Annotated in this window: 22 protein-coding genes; 10 read left to right on the forward strand and 12 right to left on the reverse strand. The window is 75.7% G+C overall.

What is annotated here, in order from left to right:
* Positions 1-26: 26 nt before the first annotated feature.
* A complete protein-coding gene (locus CKY47_RS06815; protein ID WP_306744796.1) occupies positions 27-1,454 on the forward strand; it encodes an AfsR/SARP family transcriptional regulator in 1,428 nt (475 codons plus the stop codon).
* A 13-nt stretch (positions 1,455-1,467) separates the two neighbouring features.
* On the opposite strand, the gene CKY47_RS06820 is transcribed toward CKY47_RS06815, so the two are convergent.
* The 7 genes from CKY47_RS06820 to CKY47_RS06850 all read right to left on the reverse strand — a co-directional run bounded on the left by CKY47_RS06820 (position 1,468) and on the right by CKY47_RS06850 (position 6,890).
* On the reverse strand, positions 1,468-1,638 hold the full coding sequence (locus tag CKY47_RS06820; RefSeq protein WP_306744797.1) for a hypothetical protein: 171 nt from the start codon (positions 1,636-1,638) through the stop codon (positions 1,468-1,470).
* 22 nt (positions 1,639-1,660) lie between these two features.
* A complete protein-coding gene (locus CKY47_RS06825) occupies positions 1,661-1,969 on the reverse strand; it encodes an Rdx family protein (protein WP_306744798.1) in 309 nt (102 codons plus the stop codon).
* 50 nt (positions 1,970-2,019) lie between these two features.
* Complete coding sequence (locus CKY47_RS06830) at positions 2,020-4,368, reverse strand: VIT domain-containing protein (RefSeq protein ID WP_306744799.1); 2,349 nt, start codon at positions 4,366-4,368, stop codon at positions 2,020-2,022.
* Positions 4,365-4,991: a MerR family transcriptional regulator gene (locus CKY47_RS06835; RefSeq protein ID WP_306744800.1), complete on the reverse strand. Its 627-nt coding sequence runs from the start codon at positions 4,989-4,991 to the stop codon at positions 4,365-4,367. Before CKY47_RS06835 ends, CKY47_RS06830 begins: the two co-directional genes overlap by 4 nt.
* A gap of 99 nt (positions 4,992-5,090) precedes the next feature.
* Positions 5,091-5,480, reverse strand: coding sequence for a hypothetical protein (locus tag CKY47_RS06840; RefSeq protein WP_306744801.1), 390 nt, complete (start codon positions 5,478-5,480; stop codon positions 5,091-5,093).
* 337 nt (positions 5,481-5,817) lie between these two features.
* Positions 5,818-6,030, reverse strand: coding sequence for a hypothetical protein (locus CKY47_RS06845; protein WP_306744802.1), 213 nt, complete (start codon positions 6,028-6,030; stop codon positions 5,818-5,820).
* A 98-nt stretch (positions 6,031-6,128) separates the two neighbouring features.
* Complete coding sequence (locus CKY47_RS06850; RefSeq protein ID WP_306744803.1) at positions 6,129-6,890, reverse strand: SGNH/GDSL hydrolase family protein; 762 nt, start codon at positions 6,888-6,890, stop codon at positions 6,129-6,131.
* A 276-nt stretch (positions 6,891-7,166) separates the two neighbouring features.
* Here CKY47_RS06850 and CKY47_RS06855 point away from each other — a divergent pair, with 276 nt between their 5' ends.
* Positions 7,167-7,700, forward strand: a complete 534-nt coding sequence (locus tag CKY47_RS06855; protein ID WP_306744804.1) for an NlpC/P60 family protein — start codon at positions 7,167-7,169, stop codon at positions 7,698-7,700.
* A gap of 208 nt (positions 7,701-7,908) precedes the next feature.
* Positions 7,909-9,606 (forward strand): M14 family zinc carboxypeptidase, encoded by a 1,698-nt coding sequence (locus CKY47_RS06860; protein ID WP_306744805.1) that lies wholly within the window; start codon positions 7,909-7,911, stop codon positions 9,604-9,606.
* On the opposite strand, the gene CKY47_RS06865 is transcribed toward CKY47_RS06860, so the two are convergent.
* Positions 9,557-9,937 (reverse strand): DUF6510 family protein, encoded by a 381-nt coding sequence (locus tag CKY47_RS06865; RefSeq protein WP_306744806.1) that lies wholly within the window; start codon positions 9,935-9,937, stop codon positions 9,557-9,559. The genes CKY47_RS06860 and CKY47_RS06865 overlap by 50 nt on opposite strands.
* 107 nt (positions 9,938-10,044) lie before the next feature.
* Here CKY47_RS06865 and CKY47_RS06870 point away from each other — a divergent pair, with 107 nt between their 5' ends.
* Both CKY47_RS06870 and CKY47_RS06875 read left to right on the forward strand, forming a co-directional pair.
* Positions 10,045-10,827, forward strand: a complete 783-nt coding sequence (locus tag CKY47_RS06870; RefSeq protein ID WP_306744807.1) for an alpha/beta hydrolase family protein — start codon at positions 10,045-10,047, stop codon at positions 10,825-10,827.
* Between the two features lie 436 nt (positions 10,828-11,263).
* On the forward strand, positions 11,264-12,007 hold the full coding sequence (locus tag CKY47_RS06875) for a class I SAM-dependent methyltransferase (RefSeq protein ID WP_306744808.1): 744 nt from the start codon (positions 11,264-11,266) through the stop codon (positions 12,005-12,007).
* 69 nt (positions 12,008-12,076) lie between these two features.
* On the opposite strand, the gene CKY47_RS06880 is transcribed toward CKY47_RS06875, so the two are convergent.
* Positions 12,077-12,664 (reverse strand): TMEM165/GDT1 family protein, encoded by a 588-nt coding sequence (locus tag CKY47_RS06880; protein WP_306744809.1) that lies wholly within the window; start codon positions 12,662-12,664, stop codon positions 12,077-12,079.
* 392 nt (positions 12,665-13,056) lie between these two features.
* Between CKY47_RS06880 and CKY47_RS06885 the strand changes: the two genes are divergently transcribed.
* The gene (locus tag CKY47_RS06885) at positions 13,057-14,478 is read left to right on the forward strand and encodes a phosphatase PAP2 family protein (RefSeq protein WP_306744810.1); all 1,422 of its coding nucleotides are present in this window, start codon (positions 13,057-13,059) and stop codon (positions 14,476-14,478) included.
* A gap of 62 nt (positions 14,479-14,540) precedes the next feature.
* Here CKY47_RS06885 and CKY47_RS06890 read toward each other — a convergent pair whose 3' ends face one another.
* Positions 14,541-14,948, reverse strand: a complete 408-nt coding sequence (locus CKY47_RS06890) for an SPW repeat domain-containing protein (protein WP_306744811.1) — start codon at positions 14,946-14,948, stop codon at positions 14,541-14,543.
* Between the two features lie 1,000 nt (positions 14,949-15,948).
* On the opposite strand from CKY47_RS06890, the gene CKY47_RS06895 reads away from it, so the two are divergent.
* Together CKY47_RS06895 and CKY47_RS06900 are read left to right on the forward strand one after the other, a co-directional pair.
* On the forward strand, positions 15,949-16,998 hold the full coding sequence (locus CKY47_RS06895; protein ID WP_306744812.1) for a glycoside hydrolase domain-containing protein: 1,050 nt from the start codon (positions 15,949-15,951) through the stop codon (positions 16,996-16,998).
* Positions 16,995-17,774, forward strand: coding sequence for a PIG-L family deacetylase (locus CKY47_RS06900; RefSeq protein WP_306744813.1), 780 nt, complete (start codon positions 16,995-16,997; stop codon positions 17,772-17,774). The genes CKY47_RS06895 and CKY47_RS06900 overlap by 4 nt, the downstream gene beginning before the upstream one ends.
* A 118-nt stretch (positions 17,775-17,892) precedes the next feature.
* Here the strand turns inward: CKY47_RS06900 and CKY47_RS06905 are convergent, their stop codons facing one another.
* Entirely contained in the window at positions 17,893-18,780 is an 888-nt protein-coding gene (locus tag CKY47_RS06905) for an EamA family transporter (protein WP_306744814.1), read from the reverse strand.
* Between the two features lie 116 nt (positions 18,781-18,896).
* Between CKY47_RS06905 and CKY47_RS06910 the strand changes: the two genes are divergently transcribed.
* Positions 18,897-19,790: a LysR family transcriptional regulator gene (locus CKY47_RS06910; RefSeq protein ID WP_306744815.1), complete on the forward strand. Its 894-nt coding sequence runs from the start codon at positions 18,897-18,899 to the stop codon at positions 19,788-19,790.
* A gap of 30 nt (positions 19,791-19,820) precedes the next feature.
* Here CKY47_RS06910 and CKY47_RS06915 read toward each other — a convergent pair whose 3' ends face one another.
* Positions 19,821-20,975 (reverse strand): helix-turn-helix domain-containing protein, encoded by a 1,155-nt coding sequence (locus CKY47_RS06915; RefSeq protein ID WP_306744816.1) that lies wholly within the window; start codon positions 20,973-20,975, stop codon positions 19,821-19,823.
* Between the two features lie 284 nt (positions 20,976-21,259).
* Here CKY47_RS06915 and CKY47_RS06920 point away from each other — a divergent pair, with 284 nt between their 5' ends.
* Positions 21,260-22,477, forward strand: coding sequence for a YncE family protein (locus CKY47_RS06920; RefSeq protein WP_442638265.1), 1,218 nt, complete (start codon positions 21,260-21,262; stop codon positions 22,475-22,477).
* The last annotated feature ends 814 nt before the right edge of the window (positions 22,478-23,291 follow it).

Here is a 23,291-nt window from a genome sequence, read left to right on the forward strand (position 1 = left end):
GCCGCCGCCTGTGGCACTTTGGAGCGGTGACCGTGGACATCCGGGTGTTGGGCGAGGTGGGGGCGGTGGCGGACGGCCGCGCGCTCGACGTCGGTCCGCCCCGGCAGCGGTGCGTGCTGGCGGCGCTCGCGGTGGACGCGGGCCGCGTCGTGCCGGTCGACCGGTTGGTGGCGCGGGTGTGGGGCGAGGCGCCGCCGTACCGGGCGCGGACGCTGCTCGTGGGGTACGTGTCGCGGCTGCGCCGGGTGCTGCGGTCCGGTGGCGCGGACGTGGTGCGGCAGGCGGGCGGGTACGCGCTCGTGGTCGAGGCGTCGGAGGTGGACCTGCACCGGTTCCGCGCGCGGCGGGCGCGGGCCAGGCGGCGGGACGACCGCACCGTGGCCGTGCTGCTGGCGGAGGCGGTGGCGCAGTGGCGTGGTCCGGCGCTGGCGGGGTTGCGCGGCGAGTGGGCGGATGCCGAGCGCGACCGGCTGCACCGGGAGCGGGAGGACGTCGAGCGGGAGCTGGCCGACGTCCGGTTGCGGCTGGGGCAGCGGTTCCGGCTCGGTTTCGGGCTCGACGGGGAGCTGGTGGCCGAACCGCCCGAACCCGATCCCCGGCCGGCCGACGTGGACCTCTCCCCGCTGGACGAGGTGGGGTCGCGCCGCCTGGTCGACGCGCGCCTGCGCACGGCCCTGGCAGCCGACCGCGCGCTCGACCCGCACCGGCCGCCGGTGGACGCCGGACCGGCCGAGCAGGCCGAACCTGCCGAACCGCCGTCCGACGCGCACGCCTGGTTCGCCGCCGAGCACGCCGTGCTGCTGGCCGCGCAACGCCTGGCCGTCGACCGGGGGTGGCACGAGCCGGCGTGGCGGCTCGCGTGGGCGATGGACACCTTCCACGCCCGGCGGGGCCACGACGCGGCGGACGACCTCGCCCGCACGCTGGCCCTGGCCGAACGCGTCGGCGACGACACCGCCCGGGCGCACCTGCACCTGGTGCTCGCCCGCACGTGGAACGACCGGGGTCACCCGGAGGTGGCGCTGGAACACGCCACCGAGGCGCTGCAACGGGTCGGGTCGCCGTTGGCGCACGCGTACGCGCTCGTCGCGGTGGGGGTGGCCGAAGCCGGCGCGGGCCGCTTCGACCGCGCCCAGGTCCACTGCGAGGCCGCGCTGGCCCTGGCCCACGAGCACCCCGCCGTGGCGGCGGTGGCGCACGACGGGTTGGGCCGCACCGCCGACCTGGCGGGCGACCACGCCGCCGCCGTGCGCCACCACGAGCACGCCGCGTCGCTGCACCGCGACTCGTGCTGGGCGCCGGTCGCGCTGGAGCGCCTGGCGCACGCCCACCGCGCCGCGGGCCACCTGAACCAGGCGCGGGCGGCGTGGCGGCGGGCGGTCGACCTGTACCTGGCCCAGAGGAGTGAGCGGGACGCCCGGCGGGCGCGGCGGTGGTTGGCGGCGCTCGGCTGAGCGGGGACGGCGGTCAGCCGTGCTCGCCGCCCTGGAGGCGCGGGCGTGCGGGCCACGCCTCGCACCCGGCGGTGTGCCAGGACGACGAGGCGACCGTCCGCGCGGTGGGCCGCACCGCGCACGACGACCACGTGCGCGACTCCCGGCACGTCCGCGACACGTGCCGGGCGAAGGGCGGCGCCATCGCGGCGCGGCACCCGCCGCGGCTAGGCGCCGGCGTCCCGCCCGGACGCCTTCCGGTCGCTGTGCCCGAGGTCGCGGTCGGGAGCGATCCGGTCGCGCACGAGCTGCTTGAGCACGGCCATCTCCGGGAAACCGCCCTCCGCCTTGCGCGACCACAGCAGCTCGTCGTCCAGCCGCACGTCGAACACCCCGCCGGTGCCGGGCACGAGGGCCACCTCGCCCAGCTCGGTCGTGAACGTCGTCAGGAGCTCCTGCGCCGTCCACCCGGCGCGCAGCAACCACCGGCACTGCGTGCAGTACTCGACCTCGACCCGCGGCTGCCTCGTCGTCACGGGGCCACGCTACCGGCGGGCGGGTGCGGGGACCGCACCCGCCCGCGTGGTCAGCGCTTCCAGAACGGCCCGCGCCCGCGCGGCGCGGCCAGTGCTTCGAGCGTGGCCACCGCGTGCCGGAAGCGGTGGTCCAGCTCGGCGCGGTCGGTGGTGGGCGCGGCCAGTTCCGCGGCCAGGTCGCGCAGCGCGCGGACGGTGCCGGCCGGTTCGCCCTTCGCCTTCCAGGCCGGCTCGTGGCGGGTGATCGCCTCGTGCAGCCGGGCCAGGGCGGCGGCCCGGTCGGTCGCGGCGCGCAGGGCGGCCAGTTCGTCGGCCGCGAACCGCGCCACGTCGGGTGCCGGGGGCGCCGGGGGTGCGGGAGGCACCGGGGGCTTCGGGGCGGCGGGGCCGCCGGCCCGGAGCCTGCGCGCGATGCCCGCCGGGGCGGCCATCATCGGGGCCGGGGCGGGCATCGGGGCGCCGGCCAACGGCATGGCGTCCGGCACGGCGCCGAACGCGGGGGCCGGGGCGCCGTAGGCGCCGCCGGCGGGGGCCGCCCAGCCGTCCGGCAGCTCGACGGGCTGGGTCACGCGGCGCAGCTCGCCGGACTCGTCGACCACGCGTTGGTCCACCGCCACGAACGCGGTGAAGCGGGACAGCACGCCGAACGCCAGGGACGTCTCGACGATCCGCCGCTCCAGCGCGTCGCGGTCGCCCGAGCCGACGACGTAGCGGTCCTCCAGGTCGCGGACCCGCGCCCGCGCCCACAGCGCCGACAGGCTCGGGTTGTCGCTCGGCACGGCGGTCACCCGCTGCCGCCAGCCGCCGTCGCCGACGGCCTCGACCGCACCGGACGCGGGACCGGTGAAGCGGCCGGTGACCACGACCGGCGCGCCGGGGAACAGGTCGGGCAGGGGCGCCGGGGCGAACGAGTCCGGGTCCACGGCCAGACCGGCCGGGTGCAGCGCGAGCCCGGTGAGCACGGGCGCGCCGATGCGGCGGTGGATCTGCCGCATGGCCTCGTCCAGCCGGTCCTCGGACTCGACCAGCTCGAACCGGCCCGTCGACCCCGCCAGCCGCCGGAGGAACGCCTCGTTCACGGCGCGGTCGATGCCCACGGTGTGCACGCGCACGCCCGCCAGTTCGGGACCGAGGTCGCGCAGCAGCCGGTCCTCGTCGCCGACCTGGCCGTCGGTCACCAGGACCAGCACCCGCTCCCGGTCGCCGGCCGCGCCGAGGGACCGGGCGGCGTCGCGCAGCGGCCCCAGCATCTCGGTGCCGCCGCGCGCGGTCAGGCCCGCCAGGAACTCCACGGCCCGGTAGCGGTTGCGGTCGGTGGCCTCGACGAGGCCGGACCCCAACCCCGGCGCGGTGTCCACGGAGTTGTCGAACGCGAGGACGGTGAACCGGTCGGCGGTGTCGAGCGAGTCGACGATGCGGGCGGCGGCGCGGCGCGCGGCCACCATCTTCCAGCCGTTCATCGAGCCCGAGCGGTCCAGCACGAGGACGACGTCGCGGCCGCGTGCCGCACCGGTCGCCGCGGGCGGCAGCACGGTGAGCGCGAACGTCCCGCCGCCACCGTCGTCGTCGGGCCGCACGGCCAGGGACGTGCGGACCGCGTCGTCCCCGGCGAACCTCAGGCGCAGCAGGAAGTCCCGGTCCACCCGCGCGCCGGGCCGGACGCGGACCCGGAACCCGGTCGCGGTCTCCTCGGTGACGGTGGCGTGCAGCGTCGACGACGCGGTGGCGGGCGGCAGGCCGCCGGTGTCCACGTCGACCACGACCGACAGCCGCACGGGGTGCGCGAACCCGGGCAGCAGCACGGGCGGGCTGATCCGCGAGGCGTCCGGCACGGCGTCGGTGTCCGCGGCGGTGCCGTCGCCGACCTGGTCGCCGGGCAGCGGCGTGCCGGGGACGTAGCGGGGCGCGACGACGAGCGGCAGCCGGTAGGTGGCCGCGTCGTCCTCGTAGGCCAGCGTCCCGGCCAGGGTGAGGCGCACGGTGACCCGCTCCCCCGGCACGACGTTGCCGACGCGCGTGGTGAACACGCCCGGCCGCTCCTCCTCCGCGATGGCGGCACGGCGGCCGGAGGTGATGGCCCGGTCGTAGTCGGCGCGGGCCTGGCCGCGCTCCTTCAGCACGCCCTCGACCACGCGGCCGTCGGCCTCCACGCGCAGCGCCGTCACCGCCGACCGGGACGGCAGCGGGAAGACGTAGGTGGCTTCGAGCGGCACGTCGTGCGGGTTGTGGAACACCTGGGTGAGGACGGTGCGCGAGGCCAGCCCGGTGATCGCGGCCTCCACCTCGACCGCCTCCAGCGGCAGGTTGCCGCGTTCGGTGCGCAGGCAGCCGAGGCCGTCGTCCTCGGTGGGCTCCGGCGCGCCGCCGGCGGCCTCGATGACCTCGATGCGGGTGCTCATCCCTTGTCCTCTCCGGTGGTCGGGGCCAGGCCCGTGCGGCCGAGCAGGTCGAGCAGCGGTGCGGCGGCGGCCTGGATGGCCGCCAGTTCGGTGGCGTCGGGCGCGCGGTCGGCGGCGTCGAGCACCACCGTGACGCCCGCGCCCAGGCGCAGCGCCTGGACGGGACGCGCGGTGGGCGCTTCCGCGGTCACCTCGCCCGGGGGACCGGTCCGGGCGGGGCGTTCCCGCCAGAACCCCTCCCGTCCGCGCCCCGGCGGCGCGGGCCCGCCCGCGGGCGAACCGGCGGGTTCGGCCGGTCCCGTCCGTTCCGCCACCCCGGCCAGTTCGGCCAGCTCGCGGTCGGAGGCGCCGACCGTCATGCCCTGGATCTCGGCGAGCGTGCGCCCGGCCGCCTGGAGCTTCTTGACGGTGACGACCTGGAGCAGGTGGCGCCGCCCGTACAGCGCCGTCCGCCCCCGGAACCCCGCGGGCCGGTCGACCAGGCCGATGGTGGTGTACCACCGGATGGCCCGCCCGTTCGGCAGCTCCCGAACCCGGCCGTTGCGCTGCCCGTCGTAGTCCTCGGCCAGCAGCGCGGCGACCCGCTCCGGGAGCTGCTCGATGGTCCACAGCTCGTCGTCCACGACGCCATCGTGCACTGCAACACTGACACTGTCAATGTTGCAGTGTCAGTGTCGCGGCGTCGACGTGCGGGTGGCTCCGATGTGCGGGTGGCTCAGCCCTCACCTGCCCAGCGCGTGGCGCACCCTGGTGACGGCGGCGTGCTCGTCGCGGCCCACGTGGCCGTCCGCGGTGGCCACCCGGCCGCACATGGCGACCACGGCCTCGGCGAAGGCGTCCGCTTCGGCGGCGGAGCGCGCGGTCAGGAGGGCCATCGAGTCGCGCAGCGCGGTGAGCACGCCGTGCTCGACGTCGGCCACGCTGCCCGCGGGCAGTTCGGGGGCGCCGGAGTCGACCGCCGCGCGCACGGACGGCGGCAGGGCCGCCATGGCCCTGATGCCGGCGTGGCTCTCCTGGTCGAGCGAGCCCTCCTCCGCGACCGACACCAGCACCATGGCGCCGTAGACGGCGGTGCGGAGCGTGCGGCTTTCCCCGTCCGTGTACTCGATCATGCCCGCCACCCTAGATGCGGTCCCGCGCGGGCGGGCGGCGGTCGTCCTGGGATCGACCGGGACCACCGCGCGCTCGGCGAACCGTCCCGCGCCCACCTCGGCGCTGCGTGAGGGCGGTCGCCGGGCGGTGATCGGCCCCGCCGACCGCCATCACCCCCGGGCGGCCCGGCGGACGTGACCGGTCCCACGCGGCCGGATGCCCGTTCGGAAGAACCCCGGACGATCCCGGACGCCGCGGCCGACCCGGGCACGGCTCAGGCGGCGACCACGTCCGCCACGAGGCACACCACGTCGTCCGGGCCGCCGCCGGCGTTGGCCGGCTCGACCTCGCGACCGGTCAAGGCGCGCACGAGCATCGCCCGCCGCGGGTGGGTGAGCGCCTCTCCCCGGTGAGCCTGCCCTCCTCGATCAGCGACCGCACCACCGTGTGGTCGTGCGTGATGCGGAACAGCCCGCCGCCGCGCAGCAGGTGGGCGCGCGCGTCGCCCACGTGCACCAGGCCCAGCCGCGAGCGGACAGCACGAGCGCGGTGAGCGTCGTGCCGGTGCACCCGTCGACGGGGTCGGCCGACAGTGCTCCTTCCTCGACCGGCGCGTCACCCGGTCGAGGACCACCGTGCGGCTTCCCCGGGGTGGAGGTCAACCCCGGTCAGACCCTCGGCAGCGCCTCCACCGGGGTCCAGTGCGCGTGCTTGCCGGCCCGGTCGTCCCCGGAGGAGCGCCCGCGCAGCCTGCGGGTGAGCCAGGGCAGCACGTGCTCGCGGTAGTACCTGGCCTCGGCGAGCAGGCCGCGCCGGGTCGGCTGCTCGGGGTCGAGCAGCCGCGCCTCGGTGGTGTGGCCCAGCGCGGAGAGCACGAGCGAGGCCACCCGCTGGTGCCCCAGGGCGTTGAGGTGCAGGCGGTCCGGCGACCAGTAGGCGGCGCGGCGGATCTCCACGTCGTTGAACGCGTCGACGAACGTCAGCTCGTAGCGGGCGGCCAGTTCGGCGACGGCGGCCGTCAGCGCCACGCCGCGGCGGTGGACCACGCGGCCGAACGGCAGGCGCTCGGACGGGTCGGCGCCGCTGAGCAGCACCAGCCGCACGCCGGCGTCGACGCAGCGCCGCACGGCCCGTTCGGTCAGCTCGACCAGCTTCGACTCGTCGACCCCGGGCCGCATCATGTCGTTGCCGCCGCCGTTGAGGGTGATCATCGTGGGCGGCGGGTCGAGCGCGAGGGCCGCGTCGAGCTGCTCGTCGACGATCGGTCCGAGCAGCCTGCCCCGGATCGCGAGGTTGGCGTACTGCACCGTCTCGCCGCGCGCGGCGGCCAGCCCCGCGGCCACGAGGTCCGCCCACCCGCGCGACAGCCCGTCGGGCAGCTCGTCCCCGAGCCCTTCGGTGAAACTGTCGCCGATCGCCGCGTACCGCACCGTCCCCGCCTCCCTGTAGACCGATCCGCCCAGCATATGAGGGGTCGGGCGGGGATCGGCACGCGGTCGTCCGACGCCGGGTCGATGCCGTGCGGCAGCGGTCCGGCGATCGGCGCGCACCCCGGCCGCCCCCGCCCGCCACCGGACGCTCAGATCCACAGTGGACAACCACGATCGGTTGCGTCCACACGGGACGCGGTCGGCGGAATCCCCCGTACGTGCGGTTTGCGGTCATCCCGGCGCGTCACCGGGAACACCGCTCCCAGGAGTGCCGCGATGGGAGAGGAAGCCCTGATGAAGACCCTGGTCACCGTCGTCACAGCAGTGCTCGCCTGCACCACGGCGATCCCGGCAGCGGCGCAGGTCGCGGCCGGCGAGGTCGCCGCGTGCGGCACCTACGCGGCGGACCGCGCCACCTCCCGCAGCGAGGTCCAGGCCCGCGCGCAGTCGTGGATAGACGAACGGGCGGCCTACGGCCAGGGCCGCTGCCACTCCAACGGGTACGGCAGCTACCGGTCGGACTGCTCGGGCTTCGTGTCCATGGCGTGGGGCCTGGCGGTGTCGCGCAACACCTCGTCGCTCGGCGAGGTGTCGGTCCAGATCGACCGCGCCGACCTGCGACCGGGTGACGCGCTCAACCGCAGCACGCACGCGGCGCTGTTCGTCCGCTGGGCCGACGCGGCCCGGACCCAGCCCGTGGTGCGCGAGCACACCGGCCCGGACGGCGCGGCGCCCGTGGAGCGCACGTGGTCGGCGCAGACCGCGAGCGCCTACACGCCCATCCGCTACCGCAACCTCGTCGAGGGGTAGCCGACCGGGTGGACGCCCCCGTGCCCGCCGAACCGGGCCGGGGGCGGAACGCGCCCACGCCGGCAGCCGGTGCGACACCGCCGGGACGACGCCCCGCGAAAGCCTTTCAGGCAGACTTCGCCTTCCTGTCGTGATCGACAGCTCCCGTGCCCGGGAGCGGTAGGAGAGTGATCGGGAGCACCGCTTCCCCCTGCCCTGGAAGGATCAGATGAAGCGACACCGATCACGACTCGCCCTGCTGTGCGCCGCCGCCGCGCTCGTCGCGACCGGTCCGGCGATGGCGGCCCCGGACGACCGGGCCCACCTCTACGAGGTGCACGCGCCGCTCGGCACCGAGCAGGCCCTGTTCGCCGGGGGCTTCGACGTGATGGAGCACCGGGAGGGCGACAGCCTCTTCGTGCTGGGCGACTCGACCACCGGCGCCGCGCTCGAACGGGCCGGGTTCGCCGCCACCGCCGACCAGGTGCTGGCCGAGCCGCCCGGGCGGTTCGCGGCGACCGCCGACACGTTCCACGGCGGCTACCGCACCGTCGGCGCCCACCACCGGCACCTGGACCAGGTCGCCCGCGAGCACCCCGACCTCGCCACCGTCGTCGACTACGGCGACTCGTGGCTGAAGACCCGGGGCCGGGGCGGGCACGACCTGCTCGCCATCTGCGTCACCCGCAAGCGCCCCGGCGACTGCGCCCTCTCCCCCGACGCCCCCAAGCCCCGCTTCTTCGTCATGGGTCAGCTCCACTCCCGCGAGCTGACCACCGGCGAGATCGCCTGGCGCTGGATCGACCACCTCGTCGGCAGCACCGACCCGCGCGTCTCCGCACTGCTGGACACCACCGAGTTCTGGGTCGTGCCCGTCGCGAACCCCGACGGCGTGGAGAACGTCCAGAGGGGCGGCGACTCCCCGGTCCCCCACCGCAAGAACGGCAACGACACCGACCACCAGGGCACCACCTGCGGCACGGTGTCCCACACCCACCACGGGGTCGACCTCAACCGCAACACCGGCTCCGGCTGGGGCCTCCAGAACGCCTCCGAACGGCAGTGCGACCAGACCTACCGGGGCACCGCACCCGAGTCGGAGCCGGAGACCCGGGCGCTGGAAGCGCTGTGGCGCTCCCTGTACCGCGACCGCCGCGCGGCCGACCCGGCCCGACCCGCGCCCGCCGACACCACGGGCCTGGTGCTGTCCCTGCACAGCTACGGCGACTACGTGCTGTTCCCGTGGAGCGGCGGCTCGCCCGACCGGCGCACCGGCAACGACGCGGCCCTGCGCGACCTCGCCCAGGGGATGGCCGAACTGGCGGGCCCCGGCTGGCGGTACGGGCAGTCCGGCCAGGTGCTCTACTCCGCGTCGGGCACCACCGACGACTGGGTCTACGACGACCTCGGCGTCGCCTCCTTCGTGTGGGAAGTGGGCCCGCCGCCGGAGCAGGCGTGCGGCGGCTTCTTCCCCGCCCACTCGTGCCAGGACGGGTTCTTCTGGCCCAAGGCGCTGCCCATGCTGCTGCACGCGGCGGGCCACACCGCCGCCCCCTACGCGCCGGTGCCCGAACCGACGACCGCGTGCGCGCGGGCCGACGACACCGACGTCCCGGTGGTCACCCGCACCCCGCCGGTGACCGTGGCCACGACCATCGCCGGCTGCGAGGGCAACGCCCGCTCCGCCTCGCGCGTCGAGGTGCGCTTCAAGAACATGACGGCGTCCCTCGTCACCCTGGACCTGATCGCCCCGGACGGCACGGCCTACCGCCTCCAGCACCAGCTCCAGAGCACCCTGCCGGACCCCGGTGGCTCCTTCACCGTCGACCTGTCCCGCGAGACCCGTGAGGGCACCTGGCAGCTCCGGGTGCACAACGTCATCTGGGTGGGCACCGGCGACCTCGACCGGTGGAGCCTGACGCTGTAGCCCGGTCGGGGGATCGCCGCCCGGGCGCCGTCACGCGGCGCCGGCGGCGGTCCCCCTCCACCGGCTGGTCGGCCAGGTCGGTGCGCAGTGACGCGGCGCCGCGCAGGTCCGACCACGCCGCACCGGGGCTCCGGTTCACCCGCGGCGCGGCCGGCGGACCCGCCTCGCCGCACGAACCGCAACGCGCCCGCGCGGCCGTCAGGTCGACCGCGAACACCTCCGCCGGCGGGCCCGTGAGCGCGTTGCCGTCCACGAACCGGTCCACGTCAGCCTCCGCTGGGTCCGAAGCGCTTGGTCCACGGCGCCCGGGACGGCCGGCAGCCACCCCCACCGGTTCTGCGACGAGCGGACACCGAGAGCCCTCAGGGGCGAACTCAGGGTCGCTCTGGGTGATGCTCCGGATACGAGGGGTGCTCCTGGTTGCCTAGCGTTGCCGGTATGCCGACGAACACCAGCTCGCTCATCCAGGTCCCCCGGCCGAGGCGGGTGGCCTCGGCGGACGCGGCCGGCCTGCCCTCGCACACCGGACGGCACCCCGTCGGCACCACCGACCTGCGCCTGGTGGACCGCTCGCGGTCGGCGGGCGCACCGCGCGAACTGGGCGTCACCGTCCACTACCCGGCACGCGCAGGGCGCGGTCCGCTCGCCCTCCCCGCGGTGCTGTTCTCGCCGGCGGCCGGGCGGTCCCGCGCCCAGGGCGCGCCGGCCGAGGACCTGGCCGGCCGGGGGTACGTCGTGGTCTCGGTCGAGCACCCGGACGAGCCGTTCGCGGGCGGTCGGGCCCCGTTCGCGGGGCACGGGGCGCCCGCGGCGCTGCTCGCCGCGCGGGTCGCGGACCTCCGCTTCACGCTGGACCGGCTGGCGGACCTGACCGACCGGTTCCCGCTGGACCCGACGCGCGTGGGCGTGTTCGGGCACGCCGCCGGCGGCGTCGCCGCGGCCCGGACCGCGGCGGTCGACCCGCGCGTCACCGCGGGTGCCGGCCTGGACGACGGCACCGCGTGCGCGCGCTCGGCCCGCAGCATCGCCGCCACGTGCCCGGACCGACCGTTCCTGCTGGTGAGCGCCGGCACGTGCGACGTGGACGCCGACCTGTCGTGGCGCGTGCCCGGCACCCACGACCAGTTGCGCCACGTGCACGTCGGGGTCGACCCGGTGCGCGCGGCCGAGGCGCGGCGCACCTACCTGGCGGCGTTCTTCGACCGCCACCTCGCGGGCTGACCACGGCCACGCGCCGGCACGCGCCGGCTCGGCACCACCGGCTGCGCGGCGGGCGTTGAGCGGTCGCGGCGGGAGGCCGGTGACGCGTCGCGGCACCTCGAACGGGCGCGCGGACCGGTCACGACCGGGGACTGCGGGTCGCGCCGGCCGACGCGGGGCCCGGTGCTCCCGGCGGCGGGCACCGGGGTCCGCTGACCGGCCTCGGGTACGCCGCCGACGGGCGGACCTCCGCCGCTGGTGGCTCGACGCCGGCCGGCACGTGGTCGGCCGGAGCGACCGGGGTCCCACGCCCTCGCCCGGCCCGCGTTGCCGCTGTCGGCCGGCCTGCCGCGCAGCGGCCCAGCCGCGCGTGCTGTTCCCGCCGTCGGGAGCGGCGCCGGGAGCGGCGCTGAAATCCGGTGGCGTGCCCACCCCCCGGCCGCCCATGGTGGTCGCCATGACGTTCGACGAACTGGTCGCCGAGGGCGAGTCCGTCCCGGTCGAGGGCTGGGACTTCTCCTGGTTCGAGGGCCGCGCCTCGGAGCAGCGCCCGTCGTGGGGCTACGCGACGCTGCTGGCGGCGCGCGCGGCCGAGGTCGACGCGGTGCTGGACGTGCAGACGGGCGGCGGCGAGGTGCTGGCGACGATCCCGCGCCCGCCGCGCCTGCTGGTGGCGACCGAGTCGTGGCCGCCGAACCTGGCCGTGGCGCAGCGCAACCTGGCCCCGCTGGGCGGCGTGGTCGTGCACGCGCCGGACGACGGGCCGCTGCCGTTCGCCGACGCGGCGTTCGACCTCGTGGTCGCCAGGCACCCGGTGCGGACGCCGTGGGACGAGGTCGGCCGGGTGCTGAAGCCGGGCGGCTCGTTCCTGTCCCAGCAGGTCGGGATGGGTTCGGTGCGCGAGCTGGCGGACTTCGTCATGGGCCCCCGACCGGTGGGCGACGACCGCGCCCCCGACCGCGTGGCGGCGGAGGCGCGCGCGGCCGGGCTGACCGTGGTGGACCTGCGCCCGGAGACGCTGCGCGTGGAGTTCTTCGACGTCGCCGCCGTGGTCCACTTCCTGCGCAAGGTGATCTGGATCGTCCCGGGCTTCACCGTCGCCGCCTACCGCGACCGCCTGGCGGCGATGCACGAGCACATCGCCCGCGAGGGCTCGTTCATCGCCCACTCGACCCGGTTCCTGATCGAGGCGCGGCGCTGACACGGCGCCCGGCGCGCGCATGGTCCGATGTGGACGGTGGGCGAACGGGGCGCCCGCCCACCGCGCCGATCAGGTCAGCTGGCGGACGGCGTCGACCGCGAGCCAGATGCCGAACAGGAAGAACAGGGCCGACGCGCCGTAGCGGATCGCCTTCTCCGGCAGGTTCCGGCCCAGGGCGCGTCCCACGACGATCGCCAGCGCGTCCGCCGCCACCATGCCCAGGGTCGAACCGACCCACACGCCGAACCAGCCGTGGTCCGTGGCCAGGGTGATGGTCGCGAGCATGGTCTTGTCCCCCAGCTCGGCGAGGAAGAACGCGGTGCCGACGGCGATGATCGCGGACTTGGTCACGCGCTGCGCCTTGGACTTCTCCTCGTCGGTGAGCGTGTCGCCGCGCAGCGTCCAGAACCCGAAGCCGATGAACGCCAGCGCCGCCACGAGGGCGATCCACCCGGTCGGCAGGGCCGCGCCCAGGCCGAACCCGATGCCCACCGAGGCGAGGTGCACGACGGCGGTGGCGAGGGTGATGCCGATCAGCACCGGCCACACCTTGAATCGGGTGGCGAACGTCAACGCCATGAGCTGCGACTTGTCGCCCAGCTCCGCGACGAAGATCACCCAGAACGACAGCGTCGTCCCGACCAGCACTGCATCCATTGAACCCGGTCCCTCATCCTGCGACCGGACCGGGGCGCGACGTGGGCGACCTCGATCCGGCACGCGACTGTGCCTGGATCGAAGGTCTCGCCCGCCCCGGCGGACCGGGGCCGCCCGACCGGACCCGGAACGGGTCAGTGTGTCGATCGGGACGTTGGGGGCTACTCCCCTTCGCTTGCACCGCGGAGCCTAGTCGACGGGACCTCCCGGAACCAACCAGGTGTGGCCCCGCCCACGTGGCGTCCGGACCAGGTCGACGACGGGTCGGCGTCGACGTCGGAGCGGGGATCGGGGTCGATCGACCGCAGCCGCGCGGGACGCGGCGGCGCCCCGGGTTTTCCGGACGATCCGGATGGGCACGCTGGAAGGTGATCAACGCACGAGGAGGCGTCGTGGCACGCGCGCGAACGGGTGTGGTGGTGGCGGAGCGGTTCGCCGCCTCGCTCGTCGTCGCCGCGCTGGGCGGGATCGGCTTCGGACTGGTGTTCCTGCTGGTGCGGTGGTCGCCGGTCGGCGGGGTGGACCAACTGGTGGCCGACTGGGCCAACCGGGTCGTGGCGGGCGACGACGGCGTCACGGCGGTGCTCCGGTCGGTGACGCGGCTCGGGGACACGCCGGTGCTGCTGTTCGTCGGCGGGCTCGGCGTGCTGTGGCTGCTGGTGCGCGGCCGGCGACGGGAGGCGGTGTACGTCGCCGTGACCGCGCTGGGGGCCGGGGTCCTCGGGCTGGTGGTGAAGGAGGCCGTGGGGCGGTTGCGGCCCCTGGTCGAGGTGGCGGTGGCGACCGCGCCGGGGCCGAGCTTCCCCAGCGGGCACGCGCTGGGCTCGTTGACCACCTACGGCGTGCTGCTGCTGGTCTTCGGGTCGGTGCGCCGGGTGCGCGTGGTGGCGGGTCCGGTCGTGGTGGCCGTGGTGGTGGCGGTCGGGGTGACGCGGGTGGCGCTGGGCGTGCACTTCCTGACCGACGTGCTGGCGGGGTGGCTGCTGGGACTGCTGTGGCTGGGCCTGACGGCCGAGGCGTTCCGGCGGTGGCGGCGCGACGTCGGGCTGCGCGACGTGCCGGTGACGCACGGCGTGGCGCCCGAGGCCGCCGACGACCTCAGGCCGGTGCCGCGCGGGCACGTGCCCGCGTTGGCGCACCCGTGGCGGGTGGCGGCCGAACTGCTGGTCGTGTGGGCGCTGCTGCTGTGCACGCTGTTCGGCCTGGGCCACCTCCTCACGGCGGCGGGACCGGACGCGCCGACGCGCTTCGACCGCGCGGTCTCGACCTGGTTCGCCGAGCGCCGCACCCCCTTCTGGGATTCCGTGCTGACCCCGTTCAGCACGATCGGCGGCACGCGCGTGGTGGTCGCGGGGGCCGTCGTGGTGTGCGTGGTGGCGCTGGCCGTGGCCCGCGCGTGGCGGCCGCTCGTGCTGGTCGTGACCGGGATGCTGGGCGAGATCACGCTGTTCCTGCTCGTCACGGCGATCGTCGACCGGGCGCGCCCGGCCACCCGGTCGACCGACGACCTGCCGCCCACGTCGAGCTTCCCGTCCGGGCACGTGGCGGCGACGCTCGTGCTCGGCGCGCTCACGGCCTACCTGGTGCTGGCCGGCACGCGCCACCGGTGGCGGTGGGTGGTGGTCGCGATCTGCGTCGCCGTGCCGCTCCTGGTGTGCCTGCAACGCCTCTACGCGGGCCTGCACCACCCCACCGACGTGCTCGGCAGCGCGCTGCTGGCCGCCGTGTGGGTGCCCGCGACCATCATGCTGACCGCGAGCGGCACAGGTCGCGCAGCAGCACCTCCCCTCCGCGGTGGCTCACCCCGCGGTTGACGTGCGGTCCCCCGAAGTGCCCGGCGGCCGGCCACCGGTCCCGCGTCAGCGGTGTCCCGCCGTCAGCGCGGCCTCGTCACGAGGGTCATCGCGACGCCGACCAGGGCGACCGCGCAGCCGAGGGCGAGCGCGTTCACCACCGGCACCACCTCGCCCTGCCGGATGCCGTTGAGCCACGGGTTCGCCGCGATCCACCAGCCGGACAGGGTCAGCACCGGCCCGGTCCAGCGGGCGTCCAGGGGCGTCATCATGCACACCAGGGAGACCACCACGACGATCGCGCCCGCCACGACGGCGTCCCGGACACCGTCGACCTGGTCGGCGAAACCCAGGCCGACCGCCACCGGTGACATGAGCTGCCACAGCCCGAGCAGGAACGCGGCCACGCCGAGCCACGACGCGAGCCGCCGCTTCACGCGCGCCCCGCCGTCGGTGCGCACGGCATCGATCGACACTTCCCAGCTTCCCATCGCACGACCGTTCGCGGTACCGACCCCCGGCAGGTGTCACTACGGCGGGCGGCGGCGTCCGGTTCACCCGAAGGCCCGCGTCACCCCGGGAACCGCTTCACGGGTGGAGTCCGATCAGGGGCCGTCCGGGCCCCGCCCACCCGGCCTGTGACCGATCACGCGGCACCACGGCACGGCCACTCCCGCGAGTGCGTCTTCGACGTCGTCGCGGAGGCTCGGCCCAGGGCTCCCCGGACGGTCACGACCGACGCCCCGTGGTGACTCGGCGAGGTGGCGGAGGAGTGCCGCGGGTCGTGCAGCCGGCAGCCCCCGGGCAACTCGGCCGCGGCTACCGCGTCGGCCGCGATCGCGACCCGGTGGGACGTCCGGCGCTGTGGGCGGTTCCCCACGTCCACCCGAGCGGAGCACCCACGCGTCCGTTTCCGCGTCCACTTCGGTCCCGACGACCACGGCCCGTGGTGCGCGGGTCACGGCGCTGCTCGACCTCACCCGGGCGGAGCACGGATTTCACGCTCCTGTGGTGGCCCATCACCCAGCACACTGGAAGCGGTGTGAGTGGGTGACTCCACGACGCTGCTCACAGCCGTCGGAGGGCTTGTCACGGCGGTGGCCGGCGCGCGGGCACCGGTCCGCGACACGCTCCGGGTTCCCGGCGCGAGAAGCAGACCGCGGCGAAGGGCTCGGCCCGGGAACCGGCCGTTGCGGCCGCGGACGGCGAGAGCACGCCCGACGAGTCGGCGGCGACCTTGGAGGAGCTCCCCGACCAGCCGGACCCGGAGGTGACCAGTGACGAGCGGGACGCGGGTGGACGAGCCGGTGCGGCAGGTGCGCGGCCTCGGCGGTACCCGGGCGGTGCAACCGGCCGGTCACGGGTCGACGGCCGCACCCGGGACCCGGCTCGCCGAACGCCACCCCACCTGCGCGTGCACGGCCTCGTCCGACGGTCCGCTCGGCTCGTCGGTGCCCGCTTCACCGCCCCTACCCCCCTCCGGAGGCTGACGTGCCTGCCCCCACGGGCTTCGGCCTGGACTACTCCGCGCGCGAACTGTCGCCGGCGGAGATCGACGACTACAACCGACGTACCCCGCACCAGCCGATCAGCTTCCTCATCCGCTACATCGGCTACCCGGCGAACCGGAAGTGCATCTCGGCGTACCCCGGCGCGCTGCGCGCCCACGAGGCCGCCGGACGGCTGGTGCTGCTGGTGCACCAGATCGGGTACCGCGACTTCGAGGGAGGCCGGGCCGCGGGCCGGGCGCACGCGACCACGGCGCTGGCCGACGCCCGAGCACAGGGCTACCCCGGGAATCGGCCGATCTTCTTCGCCTTCGACCGGTGGCTGTCGGGCAACTCCCAGGCCGGGCCGCTCACGCTCGGCCAGGTGTGGGACTACCTCCAGGGCGCGGTCGACGTGCTGGGCGCCACCCGGGTGGGGCTGTACGGCTTCCACGACGTGATCCACCCGGCCGTGCGCGAGAAGCGCGTGCGCTGGACGTGGCTGTGCGGCGCCGAGTCCGGCGTGCGCGAGGGCGTCGACTTCTACCAGTGGAACAACGGCCGGGTGTATCCCGGCGGGCTCGAGTGCGACCTCAACAAGGCGTACGTGGACTTGTCCGGGATCACGGGAGGTAACGACGTGGGACTCGTGGAGGGCTTCACCGACGAGGGTTTCGTCCAGCTGGTGCACCACAAGAAGGTCAGCACCCCGGACCCGGAGGGCGCGCCCGACGTCCAGCTGAGCATGGGGCAGCTGCTGGAGGGCTCGTGGCGCGGCGCGCAGCGGATCGACACCGTGGTGGTGCCGCTGCTGGCGCAGATCGCCCGCAACCCCGACGTGGACGCGGACGGGCTGCGCGACGTGATGTTCCAGGCGGCGCGCGAGCAGGGCCGCGTCATCGGCGAGCAGGTCGGCACCGCCCTGGGCGCGCGGGTGCGCGAGGGCCTGGAGCGGCTGTGCGACGTCGACGACCTCGACGAGGCGCGGCGGACCGCGCGTGAGCTGCTGCGCCTGCTCGGCTCGGCCGCGCCGACCGGCACGGGCGACGCATGACGACGGTGAACGTGGTCGCGCACCCGGACGACGACATCCTGTTCCTGTGCCCGGACCTGCTCAGCGACGTGCAGGCCGGGCACGGCACGACGGTCGTCTACCTCACCGCGGGCAACCTGCAGGCGGGCCCGGCCGGGATGCCGTACGCGGACCAGCGCATCCACGGCGTGCGGGCCGCGTACGCGCGCGCGGCCGCGGTGGCGGACGTGTGGGACTTCGAGCCGCTGGCGCTGCCCGACGGGCGCGTGCTGCCCACGAACCGGCTGCGCGCCGCGCCGCACGTGCGGTTGGCGTTCGCGTTCGTGTCGGCGGCGAACGGCGCGGACGACGGCGACCTGACCAGGATGCTGCGCGACCCGATGTTCGTCGCCCGCCCGATCGACGGCAGGCCGGGCTACACGGCGCCGCAGCTCGTGGCGATGCTGCGCAACCTGATCGACGCCCTCGGCCCCGCGTTCCTGCGCGGCCAGGACCCCGACGGCGTGGCGGTCGGTGACCACATCGACCACCAGGCCGCGGGCAGGTTCGTCATGGCCGCGAACACCGCCGCTCCGGGTGGCCTGGTCGACCGGCGGCTCGACACCTATCTCGGCTACCTGGGCCAGCACGCCCCGGCGACGTGGTCCGGGCACTGGGCCGACGAGAAGCTGGCCATGTGGCAGGCCTACAAGGCACACGACCCGAAGTTGGCCGGCACGTCCTCCTGGGACGGGATGGCGGTCCGACAGACCCGCCGCCACGTCTGGTGGCCGGGCGACACCGCGCACGACCTGTGACCGGAAGGAGGCGCCGGCTCGTCAGCGGCTCCCGCAGATCCCCACCGCGGCAGTCTTCCACCGCGCGCCACGCCCGGTGCGGTAGTCCCCCGTTCGGGCGACAGCCGCTGTGACGTCCTCACCCGGACGTCGCCGGGGGTTTCGACGCGCGGGAGGACAGCGTGGACCCGGCGCTCGCCACCACCACCAAGCCGACCGCGGCCACCGTGAGCGGCCCCACGTGCTGGGACAGCAGGAGCACGCCGACCAGCGTGGCGACCACCGGTTCCAGGCTCAGCAGCACCCCGAACACGGGGCGCGGCAGGCGGCGCAGCGCGGCCAGCTCCAGCGTGTACGGGATCACCGAGGCCAGCACGCCCGTGCCCAGCGCCACCAGCAGCAGCTGCGGGTCGCCCACCGCGTGCCAGGCGCCGCCGGCGCCGAGGGGCAGCAGCACGACGGCCGCCACCGCGAGGCCGACGACGAGCCCGCCCTGCCCCGGCACGACGGCGCCCAGCCGCGCGCCCGCCAGGATGTAGCCGGCCCAGAACACGCCGGCGACCAGCGCGAACACCACGCCGAGTGGGTCGAGGCCGCTCGCCGCGCCGTCGCCGCTCCAGCCCAGCGCGACCACGCCCACCGCGGCCAGGCCGACCCAGGCCAGGTCGCGGGCGCGGCGGGACAGCGCGGCGGCGAGCACGAGCGGCCCGAGGAACTCGACGGTGACCGCGACACCCAGCGGGATGCGGGCTATCGAGGCGTAGAAGAAGCCGTTCATCCCGGCCAGGGAGAGGCCGAACAGGACCGCCGCGGCCCAGTGCCGGCGTTCCCAGCCGCGCAGCGTCGGCCGCACGACCGCGCACAGCACGGCGGCGGCCAGCGCCAGGCGCAGCAACGTGGCGCCCGCCGGCCCCGCGGCGGGGAACAACCGGGCCGCCAGCGCCGCGCCGACCTGGAGCGACGTGCACGAGCCCAGCACCATCAGCACCGCGGCGCCACGCCGTTCGGTGGGGACGAGCGCGGTCATGCGGGAAGCGGTGACGCGAGGGACATGCGTCCACCCTCGATCACCGGGACCCGACAGTCCAGCGAACCTTTCTGCGCGATACTCGTCAGCAGGACCGCACGATCGCGGAGGTCACGGTGCTCGACGTCCACCGGTTGCGGCTGCTGCGCGAGGTGCAGCGGCTGGGCACGCTCGCCGCGGTCGCCCGCGCGCTGTCCTACAGCCCGTCCGCGATCTCGCAGCAGCTGGCGCAGCTGGAGGCGGAGGCGGGCGTGCCGCTGCTGGAGCCGGTCGGGCGGGGCGTGCGGCTGACCGAGCAGGCGCGGGTCCTCGTCCGGCACACCGAGGCGATCCTGCGCCGGCTGGAACTCGCCCAGGCCGAGCTGGCCGCGTCGCTGGACGAGGTCGCCGGCACCCTGCGGGTGGCGTCGTTCCAGACCGTCGTGCTCGCCCTGGTGCCGACCGCGCTCACCGAGCTGGCGCAGCGGCACCCGGGCCTGCGCGTGGAGATCACCCACCGGGACCCCGACGCCGCCTACGCCGGCCTGCTGGCGCGCGACCACGACATCGTCCTGGGCGAGGAGTACCCGGGGCTGCCCGCGCCGCCGGACCCCGGCGTGGAGACCGAGGACCTCGCGCACGACGAACTGCGCCTGGCCCTGCCCGCCCGGGGTCCGCTCCGCCGCGCCACCACCCGGCCCGCCGACCTGGCCGCGATCCCGTGGGTCCTCGAACCGCCGGACACCCCGCCCGGCCGCTGGGCGCTCACCGCGTGCCGCACGATGGGCTTCGAGCCGGACGTCCGCTTCGAGAGCCCGGACGTGCTGCTCCAGGTGCACCTGGTGGAGAAGGGTCTGGCCGCAGCCCTGCTGCCGGACCTGCTGTGGACCGACCGCGCCCACACCGTGCGCCTGCGCCGGCTGCCGTCCCGCCCGCACCGCCGCCTGTTCACCGCGGTCCGCTCCGGGGCGACCACGCACCCGGCCGTCCGCGTCTTCCGCGAGGCGCTGCACCGGGCGCGCACCGGTTAGCGCCCGGCCGGGGCCGTTCGGCGGGGCCCCTCAGCGGTGGTGGCCCAGCCACGTGCGCAGGGCCCACCACCAGCGCAGCGCGTCGAGCACCGCCGAACGGTCGCCGAACGCGGGGTGGTCGGTCGAGGTGCCGGTGATCTCCTCCAGCCGGTCGAGGCGGTAGCGGACCGTGTTGGGGTGGACGTGCAGTGCCCCGGCGGTGCGGTTGAGGCGCCGGTCGTGGTCGAGGTAGGCCAGGGCGGTGCCGACCAGTTCGCGGTGGAACTCGTCGTCGTGGTCGAGCGCCGCGAGCAGGGTGGTGCTGAGCAGCCCGGCCAGCACGGGGTGGGCGGCCAGCGCCGTGTCGCCGGCCAGCTCGGTCAGGTCGCGCACGCCGCGCAGGCCGAGGTCCGCCGCGACCCGCAGGGCCGCCGTGCACAGGGGGTGGACGTCGCGCAGCGCGTCGAGCGGCACCGCGGGCGCGACGACGACCAGGGCGGCCGGTGCGGCGGGCGGGTGCGGCGCGAGGCCGGTCAGGCGGCCCTCGACGATGCCGCAGACGCCGCCGTGCGCGAGGAAGCGCTGTTCCAGGGCGCGGGCCTGGACGGGGTCGGTCACCGCGGACACCAGGCAGTGGTACCTGCCGTCGGGGCGCAGCCCGGCGCGGCGCAGCTCGTCGTCGGCGGGCGGGGGCGTGCCGTCGCGCAGCAGCAGGCGGCGCAGCAGCTGCGTGCGGGTGTCACGGGTCGTGCGGGACAGCTCCAGCTCGGCGGTGTGGTAGCCGTTGACGACGTGGCGCTCCAGCGCGCCGGTGTAGCGCTCCAGGTCGAGGATCGCCTCCAGGATCACGTCGTCGGGCACGCCCGCGTCCCGGCAGCGGGAGATGGCGATCGCGGTCGCGCGGGTGCGGCCCGCCTGGACCCCGCGCAGCAGGCTGGTGATCGGCACGCCCTGCGCGGCCCGGTCGGAGCCGAGCGCCTCGGCGGCGGCGAAGTCCTGCTCGTCGGGCTCGCGCGCGTTGGTGAACGAGTCGAGCCCGGCGGCGAGCATGACGGCGACGTGCCGCCGGTTCTCCGCCTCGGGCAGCTTGGCGACGTCCGGCGCGTGGCTGCGCGCGGCCCGGACGAGCTGGTCGACGACGTCCTCGTCCGCGGCCATCTCCTTGAGGACCCGGCCGATCACGCCGAGGCCGTGCACCGCGGCCATGCGGCCCTCCCACCGGTGTTGTCGATGGGCCACAACGGGTGGGCCGCGCGTTGGGTCCGCGCCCCTACCGGGTGTGCGCCCTCTGTTGGTTACCTGTGGCTACCGCACGGTAACAGCACGGTCGCGGCGCCGGGAGCCGCCGATCCCGGTGGACCTCGCTCCCCCGCCGTGCGCACCCGTTGTCCGTGCGCGGTTTCCGCACGCGCGTGATGAACCCCTGCGTCCGGATTGGAGCTTTCGTGACAACGACGACACGCGCACGGCGACGTGCCCGCTTCCCCGTCCTGCTCGGTGCGGTGGTGCTCGCCGCCGGCCTCGTGCCCGCGGGCGCCGGGGCGGCGGCCCCGGCGCCCGGCCTGCGGCAGGTGATGTTCGTCGGCAACAACTGGGAGGGCACGGCGGACGTGATCGCGTCCTCCGGGGACTTCGCGAGGATCGGCCGGGTGAACGTGGTCCCCGACCGCGACCGGCGACTGGCGGAGATCTACCTCAACCCGGTCAAGCTCGGGTTCTTCCTGGGCATCCGGCTCGGTCCCGGCGAGGGCCACGACCAGCTGATCGACGACATGTACACCACGCCGGACGGTTCCGCGCTCGTCGTGTCGCGGCCGAGCTTCGCCGACGTCGTGTCGATCGACCTGGCCACCGGCGGGGTCCGCTGGCGGTTCCCGGTGTCGGGTTTCCGCGCCGACCACATGGCGGTGTCTCCGGACGGCACGCGCGTCGCCGTCTCGGCCTCGACGTCGAACACCGTGCACGTGCTGGACATCGTGACGGGCAGGGAGGTCGGCTCGTTCGGCACCGGCGACAAGCCGCACGAGAACGTGTTCAGCGCCGACGGGCGGTACCTGTGGAACATGTCGATCGGCGAGGTCTTCACCGACCTCGACGACCCGTTCTGGGACTTCACCAAGGGGGACCGGAAGATCACCGTGGTGGACACGGCGACGTTCCGCGACGCCCGCGTGATCGACATGCGGCAACGCCTCGACGCCTTCGGCCGTGCCGACCTGTCGGACGCCGTGCGCCCGGTGTCGTTCACCCCGGACGGGTCGAAGATGTACTTCCAGGTCTCGTTCTTCAACGGCTTCCTGGAGTACGACGTGGCCGCCGACCGCGTCACCCGCGTCAAGGAGCTGCCGAAGAACCCTGCGACGAGCGACGACCGCACGACCTACGTCAACGACTCCCGCCACCACGGCATGTCCATGTCGCCGAACGGGGACAAGCTGTGCGTCGCGGGGACGATGGACGAGTACGTCACCGTGGTGGACCGGGCCACGCTGGCCGAAGGCCCCCTCGTGCCGGCGGCCAAGCCGTACTGGGCCACGGTGAGCGGTGACGGCCGGGCGTGCGTGATCTCGGAGAGCGCGGCCGACCGGGTGACCGCGGTCGACTTCGCCACGGGCCGCAAGCTGGTCTCGGTGCCGGTGGGCGACCACCCGCAGCGGGTGCGGGTCGGCCACGTGCCCACCGGTTGGACGGGTCCCGCGAACAGGTGATCCCGGTACGGCCTGTCACGCGTTCCCGCACGACCGCGACCAGGCCGTCCCGCAGAACCGGGTGACCACCGCAGACGTCGCGCCGGTGGATCGACAGCGGGGCCGACCGTCGCCCCGCTGTCGATCCGCGCCGAGGACCGGCAACCGGACCTCTCCGCCTGACGACCGGTCACCCCGGGTCCGCGGGAGCACTTGATGCCCCGATGCGGTAACGACGGGGGCCCACCGGCTCACCGTGCGCCACCGGCCGGTCCGGGCCGGGCGCCCCGTGGAGGTGGACTCCGCTCCCGACCGGGTTTCCACCCACCGGGCAGCCGGGGACGGCGGCATGGTCTGCCGCATGGGAAGTTCGACAGCAGGACGTCACCGGCGGGGGCTCGTCACGGGTCCCGCGCCGGCGGCGTCGGTCACCACCGCCGCACCGCTCGCGGCACGATCGCCGGAGGTCCCGGCCCCCGCGCACGTGGACGTGCCGCTCGTCGCGCGCGCCCGGACGACGAGTTCCCGTCGCCGGCCGCCCCCGGCCGTCCCGGCACGGCGACGACCTGTGCGCGCACGTCGACGGCACCGACGCCGTGGAGATCGCCCCGGACCCGCGCGGCGCCTCGGCGGACACCCCGACCACGTTCGCGCTCGCCGTGCCGCCGTTCACCTCCGGGGGCGGGTCGTGCGCGGCCGGGGATGCCGACCGCGCACCGGGGCCGGCGCCGCAGGTCGGGCACGCGGCCGTGCCGCGCGACGGCGGCTGCTCGGTGGAGGTGCGCGTCCCCGTGCGCGCCCTGCCCGACCGGGCCGACCCGGCGGCGCCGACCCT

Source organism: Saccharothrix longispora, assembly GCF_030852425.1.
Lineage (GTDB): Bacteria > Actinomycetota > Actinomycetes > Mycobacteriales > Pseudonocardiaceae > Actinosynnema > Actinosynnema longispora.